Origin of the sequence: Chitinophaga sp. (assembly GCF_039596135.1) — a bacterium.
Taxonomy (GTDB): Bacteria; Bacteroidota; Bacteroidia; order Chitinophagales; family Chitinophagaceae; genus Chitinophaga.
In genome coordinates this window covers 1-23576 of record NZ_JBCNKH010000042.1, presented here as the reverse complement: position 1 = coordinate 23576, position 23576 = coordinate 1, and the positions used below count along the sequence as shown (strand labels likewise).

At 44.4% G+C, this 23576-nt stretch carries 18 protein-coding genes; 7 read left to right on the top strand and 11 right to left on the bottom strand.

Annotated elements, in window-relative coordinates; translation table 11 throughout:
- Positions 1-194 precede the first annotated feature (194 nt).
- Entirely contained in the window at positions 195-653 is a 459-nt protein-coding gene (locus ABDW16_RS21420) for a YhcH/YjgK/YiaL family protein (protein WP_343672553.1), read from the bottom strand.
- Positions 654-808: 155 nt separating this feature from the next.
- On the opposite strand from ABDW16_RS21420, the gene ABDW16_RS21415 reads away from it, so the two are divergent.
- Together ABDW16_RS21415 and ABDW16_RS21410 are read left to right on the top strand one after the other, a co-directional pair.
- Positions 809-3214, top strand: a complete 2406-nt coding sequence (locus ABDW16_RS21415; protein ID WP_343672551.1) for an ABC transporter permease — start codon at positions 809-811, stop codon at positions 3212-3214.
- Between the two features lie 187 nt (positions 3215-3401).
- Positions 3402-3899, top strand: a complete 498-nt coding sequence (locus tag ABDW16_RS21410; RefSeq protein ID WP_343672549.1) for a cytochrome P460 family protein — start codon at positions 3402-3404, stop codon at positions 3897-3899.
- Here the strand turns inward: ABDW16_RS21410 and ABDW16_RS21405 are convergent.
- Together ABDW16_RS21405 and ABDW16_RS21400 are read right to left on the bottom strand one after the other, a co-directional pair.
- Entirely contained in the window at positions 3889-5013 is a 1125-nt protein-coding gene (locus ABDW16_RS21405) for a DUF5009 domain-containing protein (RefSeq protein WP_343672548.1), read from the bottom strand. The genes ABDW16_RS21410 and ABDW16_RS21405 overlap by 11 nt on opposite strands.
- A 334-nt stretch (positions 5014-5347) precedes the next feature.
- Positions 5348-6874: an AAA family ATPase gene (locus ABDW16_RS21400; protein WP_343672547.1), complete on the bottom strand. Its 1527-nt coding sequence runs from the start codon at positions 6872-6874 to the stop codon at positions 5348-5350.
- Positions 6875-7143: 269 nt separating this feature from the next.
- Between ABDW16_RS21400 and ABDW16_RS21395 the strand changes: the two genes are divergently transcribed.
- Positions 7144-8619 carry a family 43 glycosylhydrolase gene (locus ABDW16_RS21395; RefSeq protein ID WP_343672545.1) on the top strand — a complete coding sequence of 492 codons (1476 nt, stop codon included), beginning with the start codon at positions 7144-7146 and terminating at the stop codon, positions 8617-8619.
- A gap of 210 nt (positions 8620-8829) precedes the next feature.
- Positions 8830-10338, top strand: a complete 1509-nt coding sequence (locus ABDW16_RS21390; RefSeq protein WP_343672544.1) for a serine hydrolase — start codon at positions 8830-8832, stop codon at positions 10336-10338.
- Positions 10339-10372: 34 nt separating this feature from the next.
- On the opposite strand, the gene ABDW16_RS21385 is transcribed toward ABDW16_RS21390, so the two are convergent.
- The 3 genes from ABDW16_RS21385 to ABDW16_RS21375 all read right to left on the bottom strand — a co-directional run bounded on the left by ABDW16_RS21385 (position 10373) and on the right by ABDW16_RS21375 (position 12485).
- Positions 10373-10912 carry a hypothetical protein gene (locus ABDW16_RS21385; RefSeq protein ID WP_343672542.1) on the bottom strand — a complete coding sequence of 180 codons (540 nt, stop codon included), beginning with the start codon at positions 10910-10912 and terminating at the stop codon, positions 10373-10375.
- Between the two features lie 419 nt (positions 10913-11331).
- A complete protein-coding gene (locus ABDW16_RS21380) occupies positions 11332-12054 on the bottom strand; it encodes an SDR family NAD(P)-dependent oxidoreductase (RefSeq protein WP_343672541.1) in 723 nt (240 codons plus the stop codon).
- Between the two features lie 131 nt (positions 12055-12185).
- The gene (locus ABDW16_RS21375; RefSeq protein WP_343672539.1) at positions 12186-12485 is read right to left on the bottom strand and encodes an immunity 53 family protein; all 300 of its coding nucleotides are present in this window, start codon (positions 12483-12485) and stop codon (positions 12186-12188) included.
- A 300-nt stretch (positions 12486-12785) separates the two neighbouring features.
- Between ABDW16_RS21375 and ABDW16_RS21370 the strand changes: the two genes are divergently transcribed.
- Positions 12786-12965 (top strand): hypothetical protein, encoded by a 180-nt coding sequence (locus ABDW16_RS21370; protein WP_343672538.1) that lies wholly within the window; start codon positions 12786-12788, stop codon positions 12963-12965.
- 296 nt (positions 12966-13261) lie between these two features.
- Positions 13262-14002 (top strand): SDR family NAD(P)-dependent oxidoreductase, encoded by a 741-nt coding sequence (locus tag ABDW16_RS21365; RefSeq protein WP_343672537.1) that lies wholly within the window; start codon positions 13262-13264, stop codon positions 14000-14002.
- A 46-nt stretch (positions 14003-14048) separates the two neighbouring features.
- On the opposite strand, the gene ABDW16_RS21360 is transcribed toward ABDW16_RS21365, so the two are convergent.
- From ABDW16_RS21360 to adhE, 5 genes are all read right to left on the bottom strand, one after another.
- Positions 14049-16019: a beta-N-acetylglucosaminidase domain-containing protein gene (locus ABDW16_RS21360; protein ID WP_343672535.1), complete on the bottom strand. Its 1971-nt coding sequence runs from the start codon at positions 16017-16019 to the stop codon at positions 14049-14051.
- Between the two features lie 102 nt (positions 16020-16121).
- Positions 16122-17156, bottom strand: a complete 1035-nt coding sequence (locus tag ABDW16_RS21355; RefSeq protein WP_343672533.1) for a histidinol-phosphate transaminase — start codon at positions 17154-17156, stop codon at positions 16122-16124.
- Positions 17157-17204: 48 nt separating this feature from the next.
- Positions 17205-18401, bottom strand: a complete 1197-nt coding sequence (locus ABDW16_RS21350; RefSeq protein ID WP_343672531.1) for an OFA family MFS transporter — start codon at positions 18399-18401, stop codon at positions 17205-17207.
- Between the two features lie 12 nt (positions 18402-18413).
- On the bottom strand, positions 18414-19433 hold the full coding sequence (locus tag ABDW16_RS21345) for a hypothetical protein (protein ID WP_343672530.1): 1020 nt from the start codon (positions 19431-19433) through the stop codon (positions 18414-18416).
- A 60-nt stretch (positions 19434-19493) separates the two neighbouring features.
- A complete protein-coding gene (gene adhE, locus ABDW16_RS21340) occupies positions 19494-22124 on the bottom strand; it encodes a bifunctional acetaldehyde-CoA/alcohol dehydrogenase (protein WP_343672528.1) in 2631 nt (876 codons plus the stop codon).
- Positions 22125-22312: 188 nt separating this feature from the next.
- On the opposite strand from adhE, the gene ABDW16_RS21335 reads away from it, so the two are divergent.
- The gene (locus ABDW16_RS21335) at positions 22313-23203 is read left to right on the top strand and encodes a phosphatase PAP2 family protein (RefSeq protein WP_343672526.1); all 891 of its coding nucleotides are present in this window, start codon (positions 22313-22315) and stop codon (positions 23201-23203) included.
- Positions 23204-23576 lie beyond the last annotated feature (373 nt).

The following is a 23576-nucleotide window of genomic DNA, read 5'->3' as shown; positions in this document are numbered from 1 at the left end:
CCACTGAATTAGGATCATGCCAGTGAACTGACCAAACATGCTCGCTCAATCAGGATCATGCCAGTGAACTGGCAAAGCATGCCCTCTGAATCAGGATCATGCCAGTGAACTGACCAAACATGCCCGCTCAATCAGGATCATACCAGTGAACTGGCAAAGCATGCCCACTGAATCAGGTCATACCAATGAATTGCTTAAGCATCCACACTAATCTTAATCACCACCTTCCTCACCGCTACCGGCTGATCAATTTTAATATTCGGCATATGCAGATCTGTAGGAAAGAAAATAGCAAACATCCCCTCCTTCAATACAGAAAAGAACAACGGCTTTTCTGCAAATAACATATAATCCGCCTCCGGATCATACGCCCTGGAAGGCTGATGCCGCAACAAAAAATCATGTCCTACCCGCTCCTCTCCCTTCACCATATATTGGATATCAATATACTTTTTGTGCGATTCCATCTGCTCTTCCGCCGCATCCACGGTGTCATATTCATTCACCATGGCAAAAATATCCTTCCCCTCTATTTCATACTTTCCCTTCTCTACCTTGCTGAAATCAGTAGAGAGTAAATATTCAAACGCACGGGCAAACTTAGGCCCTAAAAACGCATATCTTGAATAATGTGCTAATGTATCCAGTATCATAATTTAAATTTCCGCCGGGAAGATAATCAAAACCGTACAGCATTCGTATCAAAACCGGACACTTACATCCGATTATTTATTACAATCAATTGATTTACAAAGTATATTAATTTTGGCATTTTCTTAGTACGCCACCTGAACAAATAAAGATCTGCATGCTAAAGAATTATTTTAAAATCGCCCTCCGCAACCTATGGAAGCATAAAGGCTTTTCGGCCATCACCATCTTTGGTCTGGCTATCGGACTGGCTACCTGTCTGCTGATCACCCTCTTCGTGACGGATGAACTGAGTTATGATAAATTCAATGCAAATGTTGACAGGATCTATCGCCTGGATGCAGATTTCCTCATCAATGGCACCGTCTTTCATGAAAGAAGTACCCCTGCTGCATTCGGACCGTCCCTGAAAAGAGATTTCCCACAAATAGAAGAGTTTGTCCGCTTTGACAACCAGGGCAAGGCCCTGGTCAAAAAAGGAGAAGAAACTGTCATAGAAGAGAATACCTGCTTTGCAGATCCGGGCATATTCAAAATCTTCTCCCTGCCTTTTATTGTAGGCGATCCCGTTACTGCGCTCTCACAACCCAATACGGTCGTTATTTCTGAACAGGTGGCCCGCAAGTACTTCCAAAGTACCGATGTACTGGGAAAGACCCTGAAAATGGACAATACGACCTACTATACCATTACCGGGGTGATCAAAAATACACCAACCCAGTCTCACCTGCATTTTGATTTGATCCGCTCTATGGGTCACCGTACTGATGAGATGATGGACAGGTGGCTCAGCAATAGTTATATTACCTATATACTGGCCAAACCGGGTGTGCCCGCATCCCGGATACAACAGATCATCAATGAAGGCACCAAACGGTACATGGAACCGGGCCTTACGAGTTACCTGGGAGAAAATATCGCCCAGCTGGAAAAGCATGGTGGCTTTTTCCGCTATAATGCCATCCCTCTAAAAGATATTCATCTCCGTTCTACCAACAATGACGAAGTAGAACCGGGTGGTAATATCACCTACGTGTACATCTTCATCATCACAGGTGTACTGATCTTACTCATTGCCTGTGTCAACTTTATGAACCTGAGCACCGCCCGTTCTGCAGGCAGGGCCAGGGAAGTTGGGGTCCGCAAAGTATTAGGGTCCGAGAAGCGACACCTGGTCTTCCAGTTTATCAGCGAATCGGTATTGACAGCATTTTTTGCATTACTCATCGCTGTCATTATCGCTGCTTCGCTGTTGCCCTACCTCAATAACCTTTCTGATAAATCTATCACACTACACTGGTCCAACCTCACCTGGATTCTGCCCGTCCTCATAGTTACCTGCATATTCGTGGGCCTGCTGGCGGGGAGTTATCCGGCTTTCTTCCTCTCTTCTTTTGAGCCGGTGAAAGTATTGAAGGGTAAGTATTCCAAAGGCATGAAAGGCAGCTGGCTGCGCAATGGACTGGTAGTGTTTCAGTTTACGGCTACTATACTGATGCTGGTGGGTACACTGGTGGTCTATAAACAATTGCAATATATCCGCAACAGTAATGCCGGTTATAACAGGGAGCAGGTACTCGTGCTCCAAAATATAGGGGCCCTCTGGAACCATGCAAAGAGTTTTCAGCAGGAAGTAAAACAAATTCCGGGTATAGTCAATGCCTCCATGACCGGTTCACTGCCTACATCTGAATTCAAAAATACCAATTCCTATTCCAAAACACCTATGGCGGGCGATGGCAAATTAATGGCGCTGGTGGAGTGGTATGTAGATGCTGATTATATCCCCACCATGGATATGACGGTAGTGGGTGGCAGAAATTTCTCCCCACAAATGCCAAGTGATACGAATGCTGTGTTGCTGAATGAAACGGCTGCGAAGATATTGGGCTATGAAGATCTTAAAGACCGGTATTTGTACAATGATGGTAAATTTAATGTAATTGGTATTGTGAAAGATTTCAATGCCGGCACCATGAAGAGCAAAATTCCTCCAATAATTTTCAGACTGGGTGAGTATCGTCAATACATGGTTATTCGTATCAAAAGCAGTGACCTGACGGGCGTGGTGGCACAGATTAAAGATAAATACCAGAGCCAGCAGGACATGGCAGGGCAACCGTTCCGGTATACCTTTATGGATGAGGATTTTGATCACATGTACAAGGCGGAAGAACGTACCGGGCAGGTCTTCACTATTTTTGCGGTACTGGCGATTATCATTGCAGCCATGGGGGTATTTGGTTTAGTGACCTATGCCGCCGAACAGCGGGCCAAGGAGATTGGTATCCGCAAAGTATTGGGGGCAAGTATTACAGGTATCGTCACCCTGTTGTCAAAGGAGTTTTTAAGGCTGGTGATTGTCGCTATCCTGATTGCAACACCACTTTCGTATATACTGATGAACCGCTGGCTGCAGGATTTCTCTTATCGCACGAATATTGGCTGGCTGGTGTTTGTGATTGCGGCACTGGTAGCGATAAGTATTACCTTGCTGACGATTAGTTTCAGGGTGATAAAAGCTGCGCTGGCTAACCCGGTGCATAGTCTTAAAGCTGAATGATAATTATCCCGGTATACGGTCTTAAAGCCAAACGATAGCTATCCCGGTGCGTAGTCTTAAAGCCGAATGATATTATCCCAACTACATTTAGTCTTAAACCAACATAATGTCTATCCCACCCCCTGATTCGTCCGAATCGGGGGTTCCATCCTTCTGAGGTTCGCCAGCACCATATAATTTTATCTTCATGAACAAGATCATTATATGGTGCCTGCCGGCCTTTTTTCTTTGCCTGCAGTTTTGCCACACCAGCACCAAAGTGGCTCCTTCTCCAAACGGAATTGAATACATGCCCGAATATAAAAACTGGCAGGTCATCCAGGTGGAGCACCGCACAGACAACAAAACCATGCGGATTATTTATGGAAACCCCATTGCTGTCGATGCTATCCGGTCCAAACATACACATCCCTGGCCGGATGGTGCGATATTGGCAAAAGCAGTTTTTGATGCGGCAGTAGATAGTACAGGAATGTACACACCCGGTGCTTTCCAGCAGGTAATGTTTATGGTCAAAGACAGCCAGCAATATATGCTTACTTTAGGCTGGGGCTGGGCAAGATGGAAAGGCGCGGACCTGAAACCTTATGGCAGGAACGCAACGTTTACAAATGAGTGTACCAGCTGTCACCGGCCACAAAAGAATAAGGATTATGTATTTACTGATCCGAAGCTTATATTTTAAGTCTTACATTCACCTTTTCCATTCTGCCTGTAATCCAGATCACAATAAAGGCTACTGCTATGCTTCGCAAAATCCCGCCTGATCCGGTACCTAAAAATCCAGGATAATGGAAATGTGCCAACAGCATCAGTGAATATAACAGGTATGGGACCAGGTAGCAGGTCAATGTACTGGTACCTGCAGGTTTGATAAATGAAAACCAGTGCATTTTCCCTTTCAGATCTACTAACCAGATCATACCTGCAAATACAACTGTACTGATGCCTGCGCAAATCAGTACCCATGAAGGGGTAGACCTGATTTTTGAAATGCCTTCGGTGTAAGGCCGCACTACCAGACCTGTTACAATTGCGGCAGCTCCTATTCCAACTAATAGTGGAATGGATTTCTTAGGCATACTGGAAATAACTACTCCTGCCATGATTAATGAAACAGACGATGCGTCTCCTATCACAGGTATATTCAAAGACAACACGCCGCTATGCTTTGCAAAATTGATCCCCAGGAAAATAAAAAGCAGCACTACCAATGCAGGAAATTTTCCCTTCACCAACAAAAACACTGTCGCACTCACTAAATAAGCCCAGCCAATAATACCCAGTATGCCCCACCAGGATGGCCGCATCCATTGTCCGCCTTCGCCTTTATACAGGGCCGCCATGGCAATGAGCAATACAATGCCCATTCCCTGCAGGAGGTATTGTTGTTGCTTATAATCCATCCAGATCAAAAAGAATCCAACAGTAATGAGTATCTCCCATATCGCATACGGCAATATTGCCGCTTCACTGTTATAACTTTCCAGGTTCACATGAAAAAAGCCCATTACAATCAGGGCCAGGGAACGGGTGAGAATATGTTTCTCTGTTTTGAAAAATGACTCCTGTCTGGCAATTCGCTTACCAATGGCAAATGGGATCGATAACCCGACAATAAATAAAAATGCCGGGAATACGGTATCGGCAAACCCCATTCCATCTTCAGCTGCTTTGGTATGTTCTATCCAGGCAGGGATGTTAGAAACGCCGCTGACATCATTGACAAAAATCATGGTCAGCATGGTAAGGGCACGAAAGGCATCGATAGATAAGAGACGTTGAGACAAGTTTTTCATAAGCGAACATTAGATACAAAATAGGGAATTTTTTATATAATTCGCAATAAACAAATGGGCTCATATTGGAATTGAATAAACCAAATATCAATTAATCACGTTTATCCCCACCTGACTGCGAGGCATCATAATATCCTTTTATTGGGTCTAAAATAAAGTGGGGTGGTCATACAGATGTGGCCTGATGAAAGTAAATCTAAGGGATACAGTCCAAATACCCTTTTATTGGGTTTAAAATATAGCGGGGGACAATATAGATGTAACCTGATGATACTAAATCTAAGGGATACAGTCTACAAACCGAATGGTTTGTGATAAATCTTTTTACAGGAATTTACTCCGCTTCTTTAACAAGATATTCTTCAACACCTCTCTTCACGGAAGAAAAATTAATCCCTATAGCTATTTTCTTTCTCGCATCTAATTGGTAAGGGCGCAGATAATCTTTTTCAAAAATCTGGTTAAGGGCTGCCTGCGCAGTTCCATTCAGTTTCAATTCTAAAGCAAAAATATACTGCTCGGTAAATACAAGGACATCACATCTGCCAATAGAGCTATGTACTTCACTTCGTACATCAAAACCCAAATGCTTAAATGAAAGATGTACAATGATATGAAATATTGATTCACTTTCTGCCTTCCAATGATCATAGGGAATAGTTGACAGAAGTACATCCAGCGCTTTCATCATTTGAGAAATATTATTATTCTTCAACGCCTCCCCCAAATCATTTGTGACGGACATTGAGTCATTACTGGGAAATACATTTCTGTAAGCGCTCAATAGCGCATCCGTCAAACTTTCTTCTACTTCCCAATTTGGGTATCCCAGCTCAAACAACCTATTATTGAATCCTTTAATAGTCAGATAACCTGTTTGAAACAAAACCGGAACAACCGCCATATTTTCCCCATTAAAGCTACTCAGAGCATTCTCGCCAATATGTACATTTTCCAGATCAAACTCTCTTTTTTGTTTAATAAGGTTCACCAACCATGTAGGCGTTCCCGTTTGAAACCAGTAATTCCTAAAGTCGCGGCCGTCCATATATTTCAATATAGAAAATGGATTGTACACTCGTTCGGCCTCTTCATGCCAGGCATAACCATTATACCATAACTTCAGGTTGGCTAACAAATCAGGCTGCCGCTGTTGCATTTCAGCTATCTCATCCTTAAAATCCCTCTCAAGTTCCTGCTGGGTAATACCGGTAATTGTGGCATATTTTCGATGGATTGTAATATCATTGAGGTTATTTAAATCAGAAAAAATACTCAGCTTCGGGAACCTACTTACCCCTGTAAGTATCAAAAAACGAATATATTCATCTGCATCTTTTAGTACAGAATAAAAACTCTTAAACACTGACCGATTCTCCTCCACCTGCCCTAAATCTTCAAGGAAATCCGTAATGGGTTTGTCATATTCATCTATCAGGATGACCACCCGACCTTTCTTAGCTACCTTTCTGATCAATTCCCGGAATTTCAAAGCAAGACTTTCTTCATTTAATTGAACACCAAATTCTTCTGCTAAAAAATCAAGTTCCTGGCTAATAGCTTTTATTAGCCCAAGCTCTTTATAGGCAATTTGACTAAACCTAAGATGTATCACTGGATGTTTCTGCTCCCAATTCCATCGATCATAGATCCAAAGGCCCTCGAATAGTTCTTTATTGCCTTTAAAAATCTCCTTAATGGTAGAAAGTAATAAAGATTTGCCAAAACGCCTTGGACGGCTCAGGAAATAATAATTACCAGAGTCAATCAATTGATGGATTGATTGAGTTTTATCAATGTATAAAAAACCCTCCTTTCTTATTTTCCCAAAATCCTGTAAGCCTATTGGATATTTCTTCATATAAACAAAGATAAAATAAAATTTACAACAAACGTCCTGCAATACCCTGATAATCACAATAGGAGAGCATACATTGTTAAATCTGCTCTTCCCCTGATCAAAGTGGTACTAACTATTTCATATACCCCCAGCTTTCATCATTTCTCTCCGACATTTTCCCAATCCGCGGAAGGTCATGCCCCCATTAACATTTTATACCCTACATCTAAACATCCGGACCACCTTCTCCACTCAACCTCCATTTATATTTGCGTTTAATATACCTCGTTATGAAAAAGATCATAATTCTATTACTGATTTCACTCAGCCTTTTAGTACATGGTCAAAAAATTACTGTACCGGCTGATGCTTTTCCTCATAGAATTTTTGCTGGCGACTATCCCGACCCCAGCATTTTAGTGGATGGGGATGATTATTATATTGTGCATTCGTCGTTCGATTACTATCCGGGCCTGCTCATCTGGCATTCGAAAGACCTGTTAAACTGGCAACCACTTGTAAATGCATTGCATAAGTACGTAGGTTCCGTATGGGCACCTGACCTGGTTAAATATGGCAATAAGTATTACATCTATTTCCCGGCAAACAACACAAATTACGTAGTCACGGCAGACAAAATTACCGGTCCGTGGAGCGATCCCGTTGACCTGAAAATCGGGAACATAGACCCCGGCCATATTGCAGATGCAGCCGGTAAAAGGTACCTGTACTTTAGTAGTGGAGGCTATGTCCCTTTATCAGATGATGGCCTGTCTGTGCAGGGCAAAGAATTTCACTCCTACGATGGCTGGCCGGTTCCCCGGAGCTGGACAATAGAATGCTTTTGCCTGGAAGGCCCGAAAATCGTAAAACACGGCGACTATTACTACCTAACCGTAGCTGAAGGTGGCACCGCCGGTCCAGCCACCGGCCACATGATTATTTCAGCCAGATCCAGGTCACCCCTCGGTCCATGGGAAAACTCACCCTACAATCCCATCATCAGGACAAAATCGGCCGCTGAAACCTGGTGGTCTAAAGGTCATGGCACACCCTTCCAGGATGCAAACGGCAATTGGTGGATCGTTTTTCATGCTTATGAAAATGGCCACTATAATATGGGCAGACAAACACTGATCCAGGCTATCGAATGGTCCAGTGACGGTTGGTTTAAGGCAAAGACGCCCCAGGCATCTCCCCGACAAAACAATCCGCACACCACCAGCGATAGTAATGATAATTTCTATGGCAATACATTGAGCCCGCGCTGGAGGTTCTTTGGAGAATATGATACCACCAGGTTTCATATGACCGGAAATGGAATCCGGATCAATGCCAAAGGAAATACTGCAGGCAACAGCGCGCCGTTACTATTCATCCCTTCTGACCATTCCTATGCTGCCGAAGTGGAGTTAGAGATAACAGGAGCTGCCATTGGCGGATTGGTACTTTTTTATAACAACAATTCCTATTACGGAATATTATCTGATAAAGAAGACATTCTGGCAAACCTGAGAGGATACCAGTTTCCTACAGTACGTAAAGCAATTGACAAACACTTTTTCCTGAAAGTTGAAAACCACAATCATATAGTGAACATGTTTTATAGTCTGGACGGGCAGCAATGGTTGAAAATAGAAAACTCCGCCGAGGTTTCAGGATTGCATCATAATGCGCTGGGTGGTTTTCTGAGTTTGCGGATAGGATTGTGTAGCATCGGTAATGGAAGTGTGTTATACCGTCATTTTAAATATCAGCCATTATAAGGATTTTAGCATTTCCCATTCCCGGAACATGATAGAAAAAAGGTTGCTTCCAATACCACCTGGAAGCAACCTTGTACTTTACATTGTCAATACACCTTCGTACCGAGCCACGGATGCATATGCAATCTGCCATCAGGATGTATCGAATGACCTTAACCAGCTGTCCGGAAAAATTTTTACCTTCACCCATATCTACATAAATATCCATTTATGCGCCACCTCCATTATAAAAGGATTATTTTATTGTTGCTGCTGCTGTTTAAAACAGCGCTGCTTTTTTCTCAAATAACAACGCCCACCGATGAAACATTTTCTTTCTCCGTGCCAGAAGACGAAGGATTTTCCTCCAAAGGCTTAAGTGAAATATTTACTTATGTGAAAGAAAACAAATTAAATATTCACAGCCTCTTAATCGTACGGAATAAGAAGATCATACTTGATGCCTATTTTTATCCTTTTCGTTCAGATTTACGGCATGACATAGCATCCTGCACAAAATCAGTAACCTCCCTACTTATTGGCATAGCCATAGATAAAGGCTATATAAAGAGTGAAGACCAATTGGTTTCCTCATTTTTTCCTGAGCTCAAACTAACAGCTAAGGGTTTTGAAACATTATCCATCAAAGACCTGCTCACCATGACCTCGGGTTTTAACTGCGGCTCTTCAAATGAAGATAGCCTGTTCAATGAATTATTTCCATCAAACAATTGGCCCCAATTTATTTTCGATATTCCTTTTGTAGCTAATCCCGGCCAGCAATTCTCTTATTGTAGTTGCAATTATTACCTGCTGGCCGAAATTATTTACCGGGCAACCAGGTTATCCCCTGAAGATTTTGCAAAAAAATACCTCTTTAATGATTTAGGGATAAAGTCCTTTTATTGGTCGAAAAATAATCATGGTATTAATTTCGGTTGGGGCGACCTTGCGCTACAACCACGTGATCTTGCTAAAATTGGCCAGCTATTGTTAGACAGTGGCAAATGGAATAATAAATCCATTATCTCTGCAGACTGGGTAAAAAAAGCCAAATCAATGAATACGGTATTTCCAAACGGGAATGGCTATGGTTATGGTTTCTGGATCGATGAGGATCATTCCTTCAATGCCGAGGGCAGGGGCACACAAAGGATACATATCGATTCCATACACAATGCAATTATCGTAGTTACGGCAGGAGGACTTGATGGGGATAAGAAGGAACGAATTGGTGATATTATTGGTAATTCGCTCCACCCTGATCAAAAACTGAAACGTGATCCTGTAGCCTTTAATAGCTTAAAAAAAATGGAACTTCAGGCGGCAGAAACGTTGATCGATACGCCCCGGTATATTTCCAACGCTACTGAAAAAGGGAAGTTGTTTAATAAGACGATCATTTTTCCAACAAACAGTTTGGCTATTAAAAGCGCCAAAATTATATGGAAAAAAGGGAAATTATCCCTTCTGTTAAAGCAATCCGGGGAACAAACCGTCATCTATCCTTTAGGAATTGACGCCGCATATAAATTTTATCAGGATGCCGGTTCTGGTCATCTATATGCGTTAAGGGGATATTGGAAAGCTTCTAATGAATTTGAAATCGAGTTTAATATGCTATCAAAGATTAATAAATACCTGATTAATTTCAAAATTGGTAGCAATGGAAATGAGGTTTCCATTAAGGAAAGGACCCATAAAATTAATGAAGTTTTTCCAGTGTCAATAGTGGATTAAAAAATATACTGCACACTTCCGGGGAATAAACATCTCATTCTAATCTCACTTCCCGCACCGTTTCATTTCCCGGCAGGTCTACCGCCACAATTATCACACTACCACCAGCCGGCAGACTGGCTGCCTTATAATACCAATCCACACCGTTTCTACCTAACACTGCCTTGCCTTTTTCCAGTATGCTACCTGCGGCGTCAACCACCCGTACCTGCACTTCTGCTACCCTGAATTCGTCCTTTGCTGTCACTACTACAGTTTCTTCTTCGAACTGAATATTCTGCACTTCAGGAGACCGATAAGCATCCTTCACCGCCATATTATACGCATTCTGCCCCGGGCCGGCCAGCGACTTATAATAAGCCTTTATCTCCGGATCCTGTAGGATCTCCCTGGCATATGCCGCCGCCACCTGCATTTTATACCGGGCTTCCAGCTGCTTCTTCGTCGGCTTTTTCTTTGACGGGCCGCGTTTCTTCGCCATAATTATCTGCCCGTTCCTTTCGTAAATCGTGATCTGATCGCCCAGCGAACCCCGGACGAGTTGGAGGAGTATATTGTCTTTAACAATAGCCATAAAAATCAGTTTTGGGATTACAAGATCAATATTAATGATCTTACCGAAACTATAGTCAAGCTTTAACACTAAATGAGTACTAATACGTCATTTAAAGTACACCTCAATATCCAATCGATATAGAAATGTAGTTATGATGTACTTATGGTCTGCTTATAGAAGTATAGTTATGCTATAGATAAATACATCGTTTCCACTCCTATCGGGGTGTCCGGGTAAAAATGCGTATAGCTTCATTTCATGATGATGAAGATATTTCTGACAATCAAATAAAAGTTACAAGTGAGATCAGGGAATTTAGAGAGGGTAGGTTAAGTGAATCGGTATAAAACCGCAATATGAGAGAGTTACGAGGCAGGAGTCTTCCCTGGAAGACTCCGTTTTTCAGGGAAGAAATCATCTTTACCACCGGGAGGTTACTACGGCAATCTTGCCGCCAACTTTTCAGGCATCAACCTTAATACCTGGTAAATAAATTTCCATTTAATTCCCGGTACAATCGTAAAACCATTACCAGCATTTACAATAGCCTGTGCTATAAACGAAGGTTCCATTAATAAAGATTCCGGAAGGTCTAATCCGGCAGTCATCTTGCTGCGGATGTATCCTGCTACTATCACATTGACCACTACTTTCCTGGCAAACAAATATTGTCTCAGCCCCGCAAGGTATTGCGTAAATGCGGCCTTTGTGCTGCCATAAATAAAGTTACTTTTACGCCCCCGTACACCGGATAGGGAGGATAGCCCGATGATCCGTTCCAGATGATCATTGCCCCTGTCATTTACAATGATATTAATGATAGATACTGCGCCGGCATAGTGTACCTGCATCATACGATAACTACCTTCCCAGTCGGTCAGTGCCTGTTCATTGGTGACCTGAAATCCTGCAGCATATACTACAATATGGGGTTTGGCTGGCAATGATGCGTAAAATGCAGCATGGGTTTCAAATGCAGTGGCATCAAAGTAACAAATGGTCAGCCGGTTAACAGAGGCGTTTTTCGCCTGCATAAACGATGATATTTCTGCAGTGCTGCGGGAGGCGGCTATCACCAGGTAGCCTTTTTCAAGGTATAATAAGATAGCTTCTTTTGCTACATCGGAATTGGCACCGAGTACCAGGACGGTTTTGGACATATGGAGTCATTAATATTACTTTGACAAGTTAAGCTAATTTAATTAACGGGTTAATATTCATAACAGATCCATCTAACGGGCCTCAACATGGGCTTTATCATTTCTATTTTATTCTATCTATTCGTAATTACCTATATCCTATGCTTCTCTACTAATCCTTTGAATGCATAAAGTAAAAATTCTAATTTGTTTAAATCTCCAGCACCAAAATATTGCTTATCCCTTACCTTATAGAAAAACCAATCATCTTCAGCATTTTCGGTTACATCTGTTTCCATTTCGAGGTCTTCCAGCTCAGTATCAACCAAATCAATTGTAATGTACCAGCCAGGATTATCAGTTGTACCAATTTTTATTCCGTACATATGTTCCCAATCTCCATTACATTGAGCATTCATCCATTGTGATATCCAGGCAAGTATTTCCGACATATAAGAGTTTAATTTTGTTTTGAACCAGGAATATTAATATACACCTTTATAATTTCGTTTTTAATCAGCATTCTTCGGGTAAAATAAACCAATAAGCGACAAAAAAAGGGGCCGAAACCCCATAGTTCCTATGTTTGAGTTGCGATACCTAAAGTTACCTGAATAAAGATAGAAAATTTACCAAATAGCCGATATTGTCTCAAATATTATCAGAGATATCGGCAGAAATTATTTTGGCACGGAGCTTTCTTATGAAAGTGGAATTACCACGGGTTAATTTTTGGTGATTAAATTGAATTTATGACAAAGAACATAGAATTATTACATTCAGCGTTTCCTGACTGGAAAGCCAATGAGATCGGTTTTATTAAATCGTTGAACTGGTCTGCTGGAGCGCTTACCCTTGTAGGGCTTTGCAGAGAAAGAGGGCAAGAAATTTCATTTCCGGATCTCAGTGGATTTTTTATGAAGTTTCAATAACGTTTGAGGGAGTGAGTGACCTTGATGTGAAATTCAGGAATGATGGATTGCATCAGGTGACAGGATTTGATATCATTGATATTTCAGAGAATAAATGGGAGCATGCAAAATTTCAAATCGAGGATTATGGGAAAGGAACGATTGGTTTCTATTGCAGAAATATTAAAGTGAATAGCGTCTCAGAGATTACTTATTTTGATCTTAAATAAGTATTATTTTACCTTCAATAGCATCCACCATTTTTCTTCCAGCAAAAAGTAAAATCCTAGCTTAGCATCACGAAGAAAATCTAAACTATGTCTAAAATATTCATAACAGGTTCAGCTGACGGGCTTGGACATCTCGCCGCAAAAACGCTGATAAACATGGGCCATGATGTAGCCTTGCATGCCCGCAATAGTGCACGTGCTGATGAAACGGTTAAAAAAACACCCGGCGCAATGGCTGTTCTTACTGCTGACCTGTCCAGCATGGAAGAAACAAAACATCTTGCTGAACAGGTGAATGAAATTGGGCAGTTTGATGTCATCATACACAATGCCGGCGTCTACCAGGTGCCTGCACGACAGCTATTTGCCGTCAATACACTGGCTCCTTATATTTTAACCTGTATGATAAAAAAGCCACAACGCCTTATTTATTTAAGTTCCGGTATGCATAAAGGCGGAAGTGCAAAACTGGATTTGCTTAAAACCGATGTTAAGCGTATCACCTACTCCGATACTAAGTTACACGTAATGATGTTTACAAAAGCTGTAGCGGAGTTTTGGCCAGATGTATTGGTCAATGCTGTCGATCCAGGCTGGGTGCCTACAAAAATGGGCGGTGCAGGCGCTCCTGACGATTTACAAAAAGGATATGAAACGCAAGTTTGGTTAGCGACAAGTAATGATGTGAAAGCACAGGTAAGCGGGCGATACTTTTTTCATAAACAGGAGCAGCGATATAATCAGAACGCTGATGTTAAAGCAGATCGGGATAGGTTACTGGCAATTTGCGGGGATATTACCGGGGTGTCGTTCTTTGAAGGTAAATAAAATCGCCCACCAGCTGGTGGGCGATTACACGCTAAATATAATATTGCTATTCCTGTTCAAAAGCAATCAGCTTCGGCGCATCCCCCACAAATACATCCAACACCCCATCGGCTATCTTAATCCCCCCTTCAAATCGTGTCGCCCCCGGAATTGTCCGGATCGCAGCTGCTGCTGCAGCCAATCGCTTTGCACTGGCAAAATAACGCCCTGCGGCTATGCTTCCTTTATCTGCTGCATCCAGTCCTGCTACGGTTAACTGAAGTGCTCGCCCCCACAGCTGCATGGCATCCAGCCATGGACGCGACTCCTGGGCAAAGGCTGTATCAACCGTTCCAGCCCGGATAATATCAGGTGCACCTGCAAACCTGTCTGCATATAAAACCAGGTCAGCAATCGCCTGATGCCGGGTAGCATCGTCCCCATTCGCAATTGCTTCACGCACGCCATCGAGCACCGCCTTCAGTCGTGGCGCCTGCTCCTGCCAGGGCTGACTGCCAAAAGTCGGGGCCATATGCTGGGTATCAAAGAAAGTAAGCAATGCCTCCGTTGTCCGCTCATCACCACCCGCCAGTTCGCGCGCTGCTGCATGCCAGGTACGCACGGCGTCGTAGGCTTTGTCATTCCAGCCAAAGGCCGCCACTCCTGTCACAGCAACACGACTGGGTGCTTCCTGGTTCATCGGGTTAGACAGGATGCCGGTCAGTTCTGCCGACAAACCAGCTTCGCGCCGCACATAGGGTGCCAGCAGGAGCCGTCCGGTCGTTTGCGCATAGTCATTTACCGGGTAGTTATCCCACAGCAATGTCTTCCGTCCGAATGCCTTTGTCGCTGCACGCGCATCGGGAATAGAGATAGCTGGTGGTACGACGTCGGTGCCAGTCCACTGCACTACGATCTTCGGGTTCAGATTTTTCCGTAGCGCTGCCTTATATGGGCTCTCTTTGGCATCATAATATTCTGTCGGCACCATAATAAGTGGCGGCGCGGCCGGATCGACGGTATTGAGATCCGCCTGAATTGCATTCAGCAATTGCGCCTGTGCTATGCCTGCCGCTTCTGCACTGGATGGTCCAAAGGTCGTGGAATCCAGAGCACAATTCCATTTGGTATATTCTATATCGTCGAGGGCTACATAAAAGCTATGTACCCCGATTGAACGCAGTGCACTAAACTTACGTTCCAGCGCCTGACGGTCAGCAGGATTCGAGAAGCATACGGATGGCCCGGGTGAAATGGCGTAGACAAAATTAATATGGTTTTGCCGGGCTGTAGTTACCAGCGTACTGAGTTCTTTCAGGATTGCCGGTGAATAAGCTTCGCGCCAGCGATCACGGGCATATGGATCGTCTTTGGGACTGTAGACATAAGTATTTGCCTTAACAGTGGCGAGGAAGTGCAGGTGTTTTGCCCGATCTGTCATCGACCAGGGTGCACCATAAAACCCTTCAATTGTGCCGCGGATTGCCATGGCAGGATGATCCTGGATGACAAGGGCAGGGATGGTGGAACGCTGTGCCAGCTGACGAAAAGTTTGCGCAGCGTGAAACAAGCCATCTGCATCATGACCGGCAAGTGTAATGAGCGCACCATTGCCTGCCGCAACACTGGCGATCGTATAGCCTTCAGCATTACTATCAGGTACGGCAGCACTCCGCGCCAGTGCAGAACGCACGATCTCCGCATCTCCTGTGCCGAGAATGATGTATGGACGATCGGGGACAGATGGCAGTTGCCGCGCTGTAGTGATAGTCTCCACTCCTGCTGCTGTCAGGGTGTTGCGAACCAGCGCCTCAGCTTCAGGATCTGCACCCGGGGCTACTACCAGGACAATAGATTTACCCAACATTACTGACCCTTTTCCGGGGGTGATCGATACCGGTGTAGGAAATATTGCCGGCAGGGTAACTGGCCGGGCCAATATCGGATTGTAGGTTTGCGGCGGATTTTGCGCCGTTTGAGCAAAAGTTGGGATGGTACCCAGAATGACTGCGGTTAGACCTGTAAATAACATTCTCATTGATCAATCTTATTATGCAAGCTGTAAATATAGTAACAGGTTGTGAAGAGGGGAAGTGAATAGGATAAACGGTCAGAATTATAAATAAGCATTGCAGTAACTTCATAATTTTCTAACTACCTCCTGTGCTTTCTTATTTTCATCGGGCAACCCGATGGTAATACGTATCCAGGTATTATAAGGTGAAAACAACCGCCCGATCTGAATGCCCTGTGCTTTGAAAGCAGCCGCCACCTGTTCATAAGGTTTACCGGTATTGAAATAAATAAAGTTAGCCTGAGAAGTAGTGTGTTCCAAATGAAGGCTATCAAGCAGCTGGTTCCACTTTTCCCTTTCTGCTGTGATAGTTTTATTAAGTGCAGCAATATAATTTTTATCTGCTAATGCAGCTTTGGCAGCAACAACAGAGAGCCTGTTTAAGTCATGTACATTTCCCAGCCCTTTCTCCTTCAGGAATTTTGCAGTAGCAGGTGAGGCCACGCAATAGCCGATAGATAAGCCTGCAAGTCCGTAGGCTTTGGCAAAAGTGCGGAAGACGATAATGTTGTCTCCTTCTTTGATATTATTAACGGCAGTTCTGCCCCCAAAATCATCGGTATATTCGAGGTAGGCTTCATCTACCAATATGATTGCCTGTTTGGACGCAGTGTGGAGAAAGTCGTGAAAGGCCCGCCTTTCGCTTACCGTACCGGATGGATTGTGAGGGTTGACAAGGAAGATGGCAGTGGTATGTGCGTTGATGCTTTTTGATATTTGATCGAGATCGTTTTCTTTTTTTTCATTCAGCGGTACGGCTATCACTTTTCCGCCTACACTCGCAGCAGCATCTGTAAAAACAGGATACCCCGGTACGGAATAAATGAATTCCCCGCCTTTTAAGCCCAGGTAGACCCCTAGCTGACCTAATACCTCACCCGGAATGATCTGGTCCTCCCCTACGCCTTCTTTTTGGGCAATAGCTGTAATGAGTGCATTTGCATCAGGACCCGGGTAACGGGCAATGTTGGCAATTTCCTTTTTAATGGCTTCCTGCACGTCAATAGCAGGTGGATATGGGTTCTCATTCAGCGACAGCTGTTGTGCCTTACCACTCAGGTATATAAAAAAGAAAATAGTGGGAATATAAAAGCGATACATAACCGACATTTTATTATCCCACTAAAATACTAGAGTTATTGCAAAAAATCAACTAGTCTTACTTACCAACCGTTTCAGCAGTATGGCAAATACCAGCGCAATCACCAACAGCACACTAAAGCAGTACAATGTACCATTGTAGCTATCACTCGCACTTCTGGCTATTGCGGCGAACAATGGCCCCGCCATACCAGCCGCAGCCCATGCTGTAAGCATATAACCTACGATAGCACCCAGTTCCTTTGTACCAAACAGGTCACTGATATACGCAGTGGTAGTGGAGAATCCCGCACCATAACAAGAAACAATCAGGAAAATCATAAGCTGGAATACCAGTGCATTGTGCACCGCAGGCAATACCAGGAAGGCTGCAATTTCAATACAGAGGAAAGTAATATAAGTATTGGGTCTGCCCAGGAAGTCAGACGCCGCTGACCAGCCAATACGGCCCCCACCATTGAAGATACCCATGATGCCTACCATCGCTGCTGCAGCTGCTGTAGTCAACCCTGCAGACTCCTGCGCCATTGGGGAAGCTGCTGAAATGATGGCAATACCACAACTGATATTGAGAAAGAACATGATCCACAGGTACCAGAATTTCTTAGTGCGGATGGCTTCTTTCGCTGTCATACCTGTAATCTCTTTTACCTTTGCAGGGCCGCCATAACCTTCAGGAGGTGGGGCAATGTAGGAAGAGGCGGCGAGGATAACTACGAAATAGCTACCTCCCATAATAAAAAATGTAGTAGGAATGCTGGTGTGTGCAATCAGGTACACGATCAGCGGACTACTGATCAATGCAGCAAAACCAAAGCCCATGATTGCCAGACCGGTCGCCAGCCCCTTCTTGTCAGGGAACCATTTTACCAGTGAGGTAATAGGTGTGATATAGCCCAATCCCAGGCCAACACCACCAATAACGCCATAAGACAGGTACAGCCCCCACAGTGAGTGCGCATATACTGCCAATCCTGAACCTGCTATGCCTGCACCGAAGAAAAGCGCCGCAAGTCGCCCGGATTTTCGCGGGCCCAGCTTTTCAACATAACTGCCCAGAAAGGCAGCAGACATACCAAGGAAGAAAATAGCCAGGCTGAAGGTAAACTGTGTCTCTTTCAGTCCCCATCCCAGTTGTGCTATTAATGGTTTTGTGTACACACTCCAGGCGTACACAGAGCCAATGGAGAGATGGATCCCAACTGCGGAGGCTGCAATGAGCCACCTGTTCTTAAGTTTGTTCATGGTTGTGATGAATTATGCATATATTTTCAACTGTTCAGCAATCAGCGCTCCCATATTCCGGCACCTGCTAAAACCATCATGATGATGGAAAGCGGCCAGTTCCCCGGCCAGCTGGTCTACCTTCTTTTGTGGAGAGATCTGATCGTTTTTCATACAGTCCAGCAGATCATCCAGTCTGTAACGCACCAGGCGGATACGGTTATTGATTAAGCTCCGCTCTTCCTCCTGGTACTGCCGCATGGTCCGGCTGTCCATATGTTTGATACCAAGGCTCACCAGTTGATTGTTATCCTTAAAAAAGTGTGGCAGGTAAAACTGTCTTCTGCCTTCATAAGATTGCTGGTCAAAGTCGATGGCACGGATCCGGTATTGGTTTCCTTCTATATCAGGTGTAATATGTACTACATAGTTATAGGCACGCATATCCCCCAACAGGCGGATAAAACAGCGTTCGTTGAACTTCACGAATTCTTTACAGATCCTGATCTGGTTGAATTTGGAGGTGTTCAGCCGGTTTTTGATAAATACATCTCCGGGCAGACCTGAGATGTGTTCTTCTATCAGGGTCTCCCCATCTGTGAGATAGGCGATCCTGTTAGGTGATAATATATGTTCGAGTTCCAGGCCATATACGCGGGAGGCATCAGATACTTTTACATAGAAGTAATCGTAGTTATCATTGAGGGTATTCATGATGCGCACCCGGAAGGGTTTGGAATTGCCAAAGGTGCAGTAGTCGATCTGGGATACTTGTAAGTGTTCAGTAAAAGCGGTATCGCCAGAGGTGTTCATAATGGCATAGATGAGGGTGAGCGCAGGGAATAAGGATTCCATATGTGCAGGATCGTAATAAACGGTTTCCCAGAGTGTGTCTTTCCCATCCTTGTCCAGCAGTGGTATGCTCACATGAAAACGGAGCAGGTCACTGTAGTTCACCAATACTTTCAGGTCACGGTTATATTTACGCAGGTAATCCATCAGGGGTTTCCTGACGGGATAAACCAGTTTCTTGCGGGATTGAACGTCCATCATACAATTAATAATAAAAATGTAGCTGGCCGGGTCAGCAGCCAGCTACATATGTATAGCAGATTAAGCTCCCACAGGTGCTTTGATCTTAGCAGTGGTGGCCTCAGCTTTCTTTGGCCCTTCAAATGCATTGATGTAGAGTTTCTTCATTTCACTGATCAGTGGGTAGCGGGGGTTAGCCGGTGTACACTGGTCATCGAATGCCTGTTCTGACATCGTATCAAGAGATGCATAGAATTTGCTTTCTGACACACCGAATTCCTTAATGCTCTTAGGAATAGCCACAGCAGCTTTCAGTTTTTCGATGGCTTCACACAGCAGTTCTACTTTTTCTGCATCGTTCTTACCGCCCAGCTGCAGGTAGTCAGCGATACGTGCATATCTCCAACGTGCGTTAGGATATTTGTACTGAGGGAAGGCAGCCTGTTTGCGTGGGTTTTCTACAGCATTGAAGCGGATCACTTCAGTGATGAGCATACCATTCGCAACACCGTGAGGCACGTGGTGGGTAGCACCCAGTTTGTGTGCCAGGGAGTGGCAGATACCGAGGAAAGCATTGGCGAAGGCCATACCAGCGATGGTAGAAGCGTGTGCCATTTTTTCTCTTGCTTTCACATTGGTCTTGCCTTCGTTGTAAGCAGCAGGCAGGTATTTGAAGATGAGGCGGATCGCTTCGAGTGCCAGACCGTTGGTGTATTCACTTGCCATTACGGAAACATAAGATTCCAGTGCGTGGGTCAATGCGTCGATACCGGAAGCGGATGTGAGGCTCTTAGGCATGTTCATCATCAGTTCGGCATCTACAATTGCCATATCAGGAGTCAGTTCGTAGTCAGCCAGTGGATACTTGATACCAGTGTTTTCGTCAGTGATCACCGCGAATGGAGTCACTTCAGAACCTGTACCGGCAGAAGTAGGAATGGCAATGAAGCTGGATTTGATACCCATTTTAGGGAAGTGATACACGCGTTTGCGGATATCCATGAAACGCATAGCCAGGTCTTCGAATCTTTCTTCCGGATGTTCGTACAGCACCCACATGATCTTAGCAGCATCCATTGGAGAACCACCACCTAAAGCGATCACGGTATCAGGCTGGAAGCTGGCCATTTCTTCAGCACCTTTTCTTGCGCAGATCAGGGTTGGATCAGGTTCCACGTCGAAGAACACGGTATGTTCAATACCCAGTTCATCCAGGATTTTGGTTACCTTTTCAGCATAACCCAGGCCATAGAGTACTTTATCTGTTACGAGGAATACTCTCTTCTTGCCTTCGTCTTTCAGTTCTTTGAGAGCTACGGGCAGACAGCCGTATTTGAAATATACTTTTTCAGGTACTTTGAACCAAAGCATGTTTTCTCTTCTTGCAGCTACGCTCTTAATGTTCAATAAATGTTTAACACCTACGTTTTCAGAAACGGAGTTACCACCCCATGAACCACAACCGAGGGTCAGTGATGGAGACAACTTAAAGTTGAAGATATCACCAATAGCACCTTGTGAAGAAGGCATGTTGATGATGGTACGGCCGGTCTTCATGGCAGCGCCGAAACGGTTTATCCTGTCCTGGGAGATGGTAGGATCGGTATACAGCACGGAGGTGTGACCGAAACCACCCAGTTTAACGAGGCGGGTAGCTTTGCTCAGGGCTTCGTCGAAGTCTTTGGCTTTGTACATAGCCAGAACGGTAGACAGCTTTTCATGGCTGAATGGTTCGTCCAGTTCTACAGAAGTCACTTCACCAATCAGGATCTTGGTGTCTTCAGGAACGGTGATACCAGCCAGGGCAGCGATCTTAACAGCAGGCTGACCTACGATGTTGGCATTGAGCACGCCATTGATCAGGAGCAGCTGACCTACTTTGCTTGTTTCAGCTTTGCTGAGGATGTAAGCACCGCGGTCGATGAATTCTCTCTTTACTTCTTCGTATACTTTTTCAACTACGATCACGCTCTGTTCGGATGCGCAGATCATACCGTTGTCAAAGGTTTTGGAGAGCAGGATGGAATTCACGGCCATCTTGAGGTGAGCGGTTTCGTCGATGATGGCGGGTGTATTACCGGCGCCTACACCGATGGCAGGTTTACCGGAAGAATAAGCGGCTTTGACCATACCGGGGCCGCCGGTTGCCAGGATGAGATCTGCTTCTGCCATTACCATCTGGGAAGATTCAACGGAAGGTTCTTCGATCCAACCGATGATATCTTTGGGTGCCCCAGCTTTTACGGCTGCATCCAGTATGATCCGTGCCGCTGCTATCGTGGAATTTTTAGCTCTTGGGTGAGGTGAGAAAATAATGCCATTGCGGGTCTTGAGTGCAATCAGTGCTTTAAAGATCGCGGTGGAAGTTGGATTTGTAGTAGGTACTACAGCCGCAATCACACCGATTGGCTCAGCGATTTTGGTGATGCCAAAGGCTTCATCAGTTTCGATGACGCCGCATGTCTTTTCATCTTTGTACTGATTATAGATATACTCAGATGCAAAATGGTTCTTTATCACTTTATCTTCCACCAGGCCCATGCCGGTCTCTTCCACTGCCATCTTGGCGAGGGTGATACGGGCATTATTGGCCGCTATAGCCGACTGGCGAAAGATCTCATCAACCTGTTCCTGGGTAAAGGTAGAAAACTGGGTTTGCGCCTTCCGTATCCTTTCAATCTTGTCGATTAAATTTTTTGAATTAGGTTCCATGTTAGAGGAGTTGATATTGATAAATAATTCCAATACAAAGGTGGGTAGAAGCGGAATTATAACCGATGACGGGTTTGGCATAAACCATTGATACAAATCAGTGACGATGGGCAGGATGACGCCGGTCAGAAAAAACAGATTTTCTACAGAATTATTTTACTATTTTGTAGATATTACTATTATACCTGATGAGATTTTACGGCCTACAACTGTTATTGCTACTGGTAGCAACGGAGTGCTCGTATGGGCAAACTATAGCTCCTGTTAAAGAAGATACCTCCGATAAGGGAAGCTTGTATGGGCAGACTGATACCTCCTATAAGGTAAGGGCAATGGGAGGTTCCTATGGGCAGACCATCACTCCTGTTAAAGAAGATACTTCCGCACTGGGAGGTTCGTATGGGCAGACCACAGCTTCCTATAAGGTAAATCCTGTACCTGTACTGGCTTCCGCTATTATGATCGGCTATGGTGCCGCCACCTTCCATGTACGACCTTTACATGACCTGGATCTTTCTACCAGGCATGAGATCCGCGAGGACAATTCCCGGTTTCACACTTCTATTGACAACTATTTGCAGTATTCGCCCATTTTTGGGGTGTATGCACTGAATGCCATGGGCATTCATGGGGCGCACAACTTCAAAGACCGGACAATTATACTGGGGATATCGTCATTGCTGGTAACCGGCACGGTAACGGGGTTAAAAAACCTGACCCACAGGGAAAGACCTGATGGCAGTGCGGCAAACTCCTTCCCTTCCGGGCATACGGCAACGGCGTTTATGAGTGCGGAGTTTATGCGGATGGAATACAAAGATGTAAGTTCCTGGTATGGTGTAGGGGGGTATATAGCGGCTACAGCAACGGGGGTATTGAGGATGTATAACAACCGTCACTGGCTGAGTGATGTGGTGGCAGGTGCCGGTGTGGGGATATTAAGTACGCAGGCTGCGTTCTGGTTGTATCCGAAGATTGAGAAGGGGTTGACAGGGAAAGCAAATACCAGCACCATGGTGATGCCTACCTATGATGCTGGTACGAGATCAGCGGGGATTAGCCTGGTGTATATTCATTGATGAAAAGCAGCACTTTTTAGCGACAGGCTACTTTGCATGGAATAGGCCAGGCTTTGTCTTTTTTGTATTCATTGATGGAACTCGGCACACACTCAACCTGCAGAACTTAATCATTTATATATTCATTGATATAAGTTAGCACACACTCAACCTGTAGAACTTAATCGTTTATATATTCATTGATATAAGTTAACACGCACTCAACCTGCAGAACTTAATCATTTATGTATTCATTGATATAAGTTAGCACACACTCAACCTGCAGAACTTAATCATTTATATATTCATTGATGTAAGCAACTGCCTTTGGATAACCACCAGCATCTTTGAAAGATTCGCTGATCTTTTGCATATTCATTGCATATGAAGGATC

What these genes read in the sequence shown, in the direction of transcription:
- ABDW16_RS21395 (WP_343672545.1), top strand. Translation starts at nt 7,144, where the DNA reads ATGAAAAAGATCATAATTCTATTACTGATTTCACTCAGCCTTTTAGTA.
- ABDW16_RS21355 (WP_343672533.1), bottom strand. Translation starts at nt 17,156, where the DNA reads ATGTATCGCTTTTATATTCCCACTATTTTCTTTTTTATATACCTGAGT.
- ABDW16_RS21400 (WP_343672547.1), bottom strand. Translation starts at nt 6,874, where the DNA reads ATGAAGAAATATCCAATAGGCTTACAGGATTTTGGGAAAATAAGAAAG.
- ABDW16_RS21335 (WP_343672526.1), top strand. Translation starts at nt 22,313, where the DNA reads ATGAGATTTTACGGCCTACAACTGTTATTGCTACTGGTAGCAACGGAG.
- ABDW16_RS21360 (WP_343672535.1), bottom strand. Translation starts at nt 16,019, where the DNA reads ATGAGAATGTTATTTACAGGTCTAACCGCAGTCATTCTGGGTACCATC.
- ABDW16_RS21345 (WP_343672530.1), bottom strand. Translation starts at nt 19,433, where the DNA reads ATGATGGACGTTCAATCCCGCAAGAAACTGGTTTATCCCGTCAGGAAA.
- ABDW16_RS21410 (WP_343672549.1), top strand. Translation starts at nt 3,402, where the DNA reads ATGAACAAGATCATTATATGGTGCCTGCCGGCCTTTTTTCTTTGCCTG.
- ABDW16_RS21370 (WP_343672538.1), top strand. Translation starts at nt 12,786, where the DNA reads ATGACAAAGAACATAGAATTATTACATTCAGCGTTTCCTGACTGGAAA.
- ABDW16_RS21365 (WP_343672537.1), top strand. Translation starts at nt 13,262, where the DNA reads ATGTCTAAAATATTCATAACAGGTTCAGCTGACGGGCTTGGACATCTC.
- ABDW16_RS21390 (WP_343672544.1), top strand. Translation starts at nt 8,830, where the DNA reads ATGCGCCACCTCCATTATAAAAGGATTATTTTATTGTTGCTGCTGCTG.
- ABDW16_RS21415 (WP_343672551.1), top strand. Translation starts at nt 809, where the DNA reads ATGCTAAAGAATTATTTTAAAATCGCCCTCCGCAACCTATGGAAGCAT.
- ABDW16_RS21350 (WP_343672531.1), bottom strand. Translation starts at nt 18,401, where the DNA reads ATGAACAAACTTAAGAACAGGTGGCTCATTGCAGCCTCCGCAGTTGGG.
- ABDW16_RS21405 (WP_343672548.1), bottom strand. Translation starts at nt 5,013, where the DNA reads ATGAAAAACTTGTCTCAACGTCTCTTATCTATCGATGCCTTTCGTGCC.
- ABDW16_RS21375 (WP_343672539.1), bottom strand. Translation starts at nt 12,485, where the DNA reads ATGTCGGAAATACTTGCCTGGATATCACAATGGATGAATGCTCAATGT.
- ABDW16_RS21385 (WP_343672542.1), bottom strand. Translation starts at nt 10,912, where the DNA reads ATGGCTATTGTTAAAGACAATATACTCCTCCAACTCGTCCGGGGTTCG.
- ABDW16_RS21420 (WP_343672553.1), bottom strand. Translation starts at nt 653, where the DNA reads ATGATACTGGATACATTAGCACATTATTCAAGATATGCGTTTTTAGGG.
- ABDW16_RS21380 (WP_343672541.1), bottom strand. Translation starts at nt 12,054, where the DNA reads ATGTCCAAAACCGTCCTGGTACTCGGTGCCAATTCCGATGTAGCAAAA.
- adhE (WP_343672528.1), bottom strand. Translation starts at nt 22,124, where the DNA reads ATGGAACCTAATTCAAAAAATTTAATCGACAAGATTGAAAGGATACGG.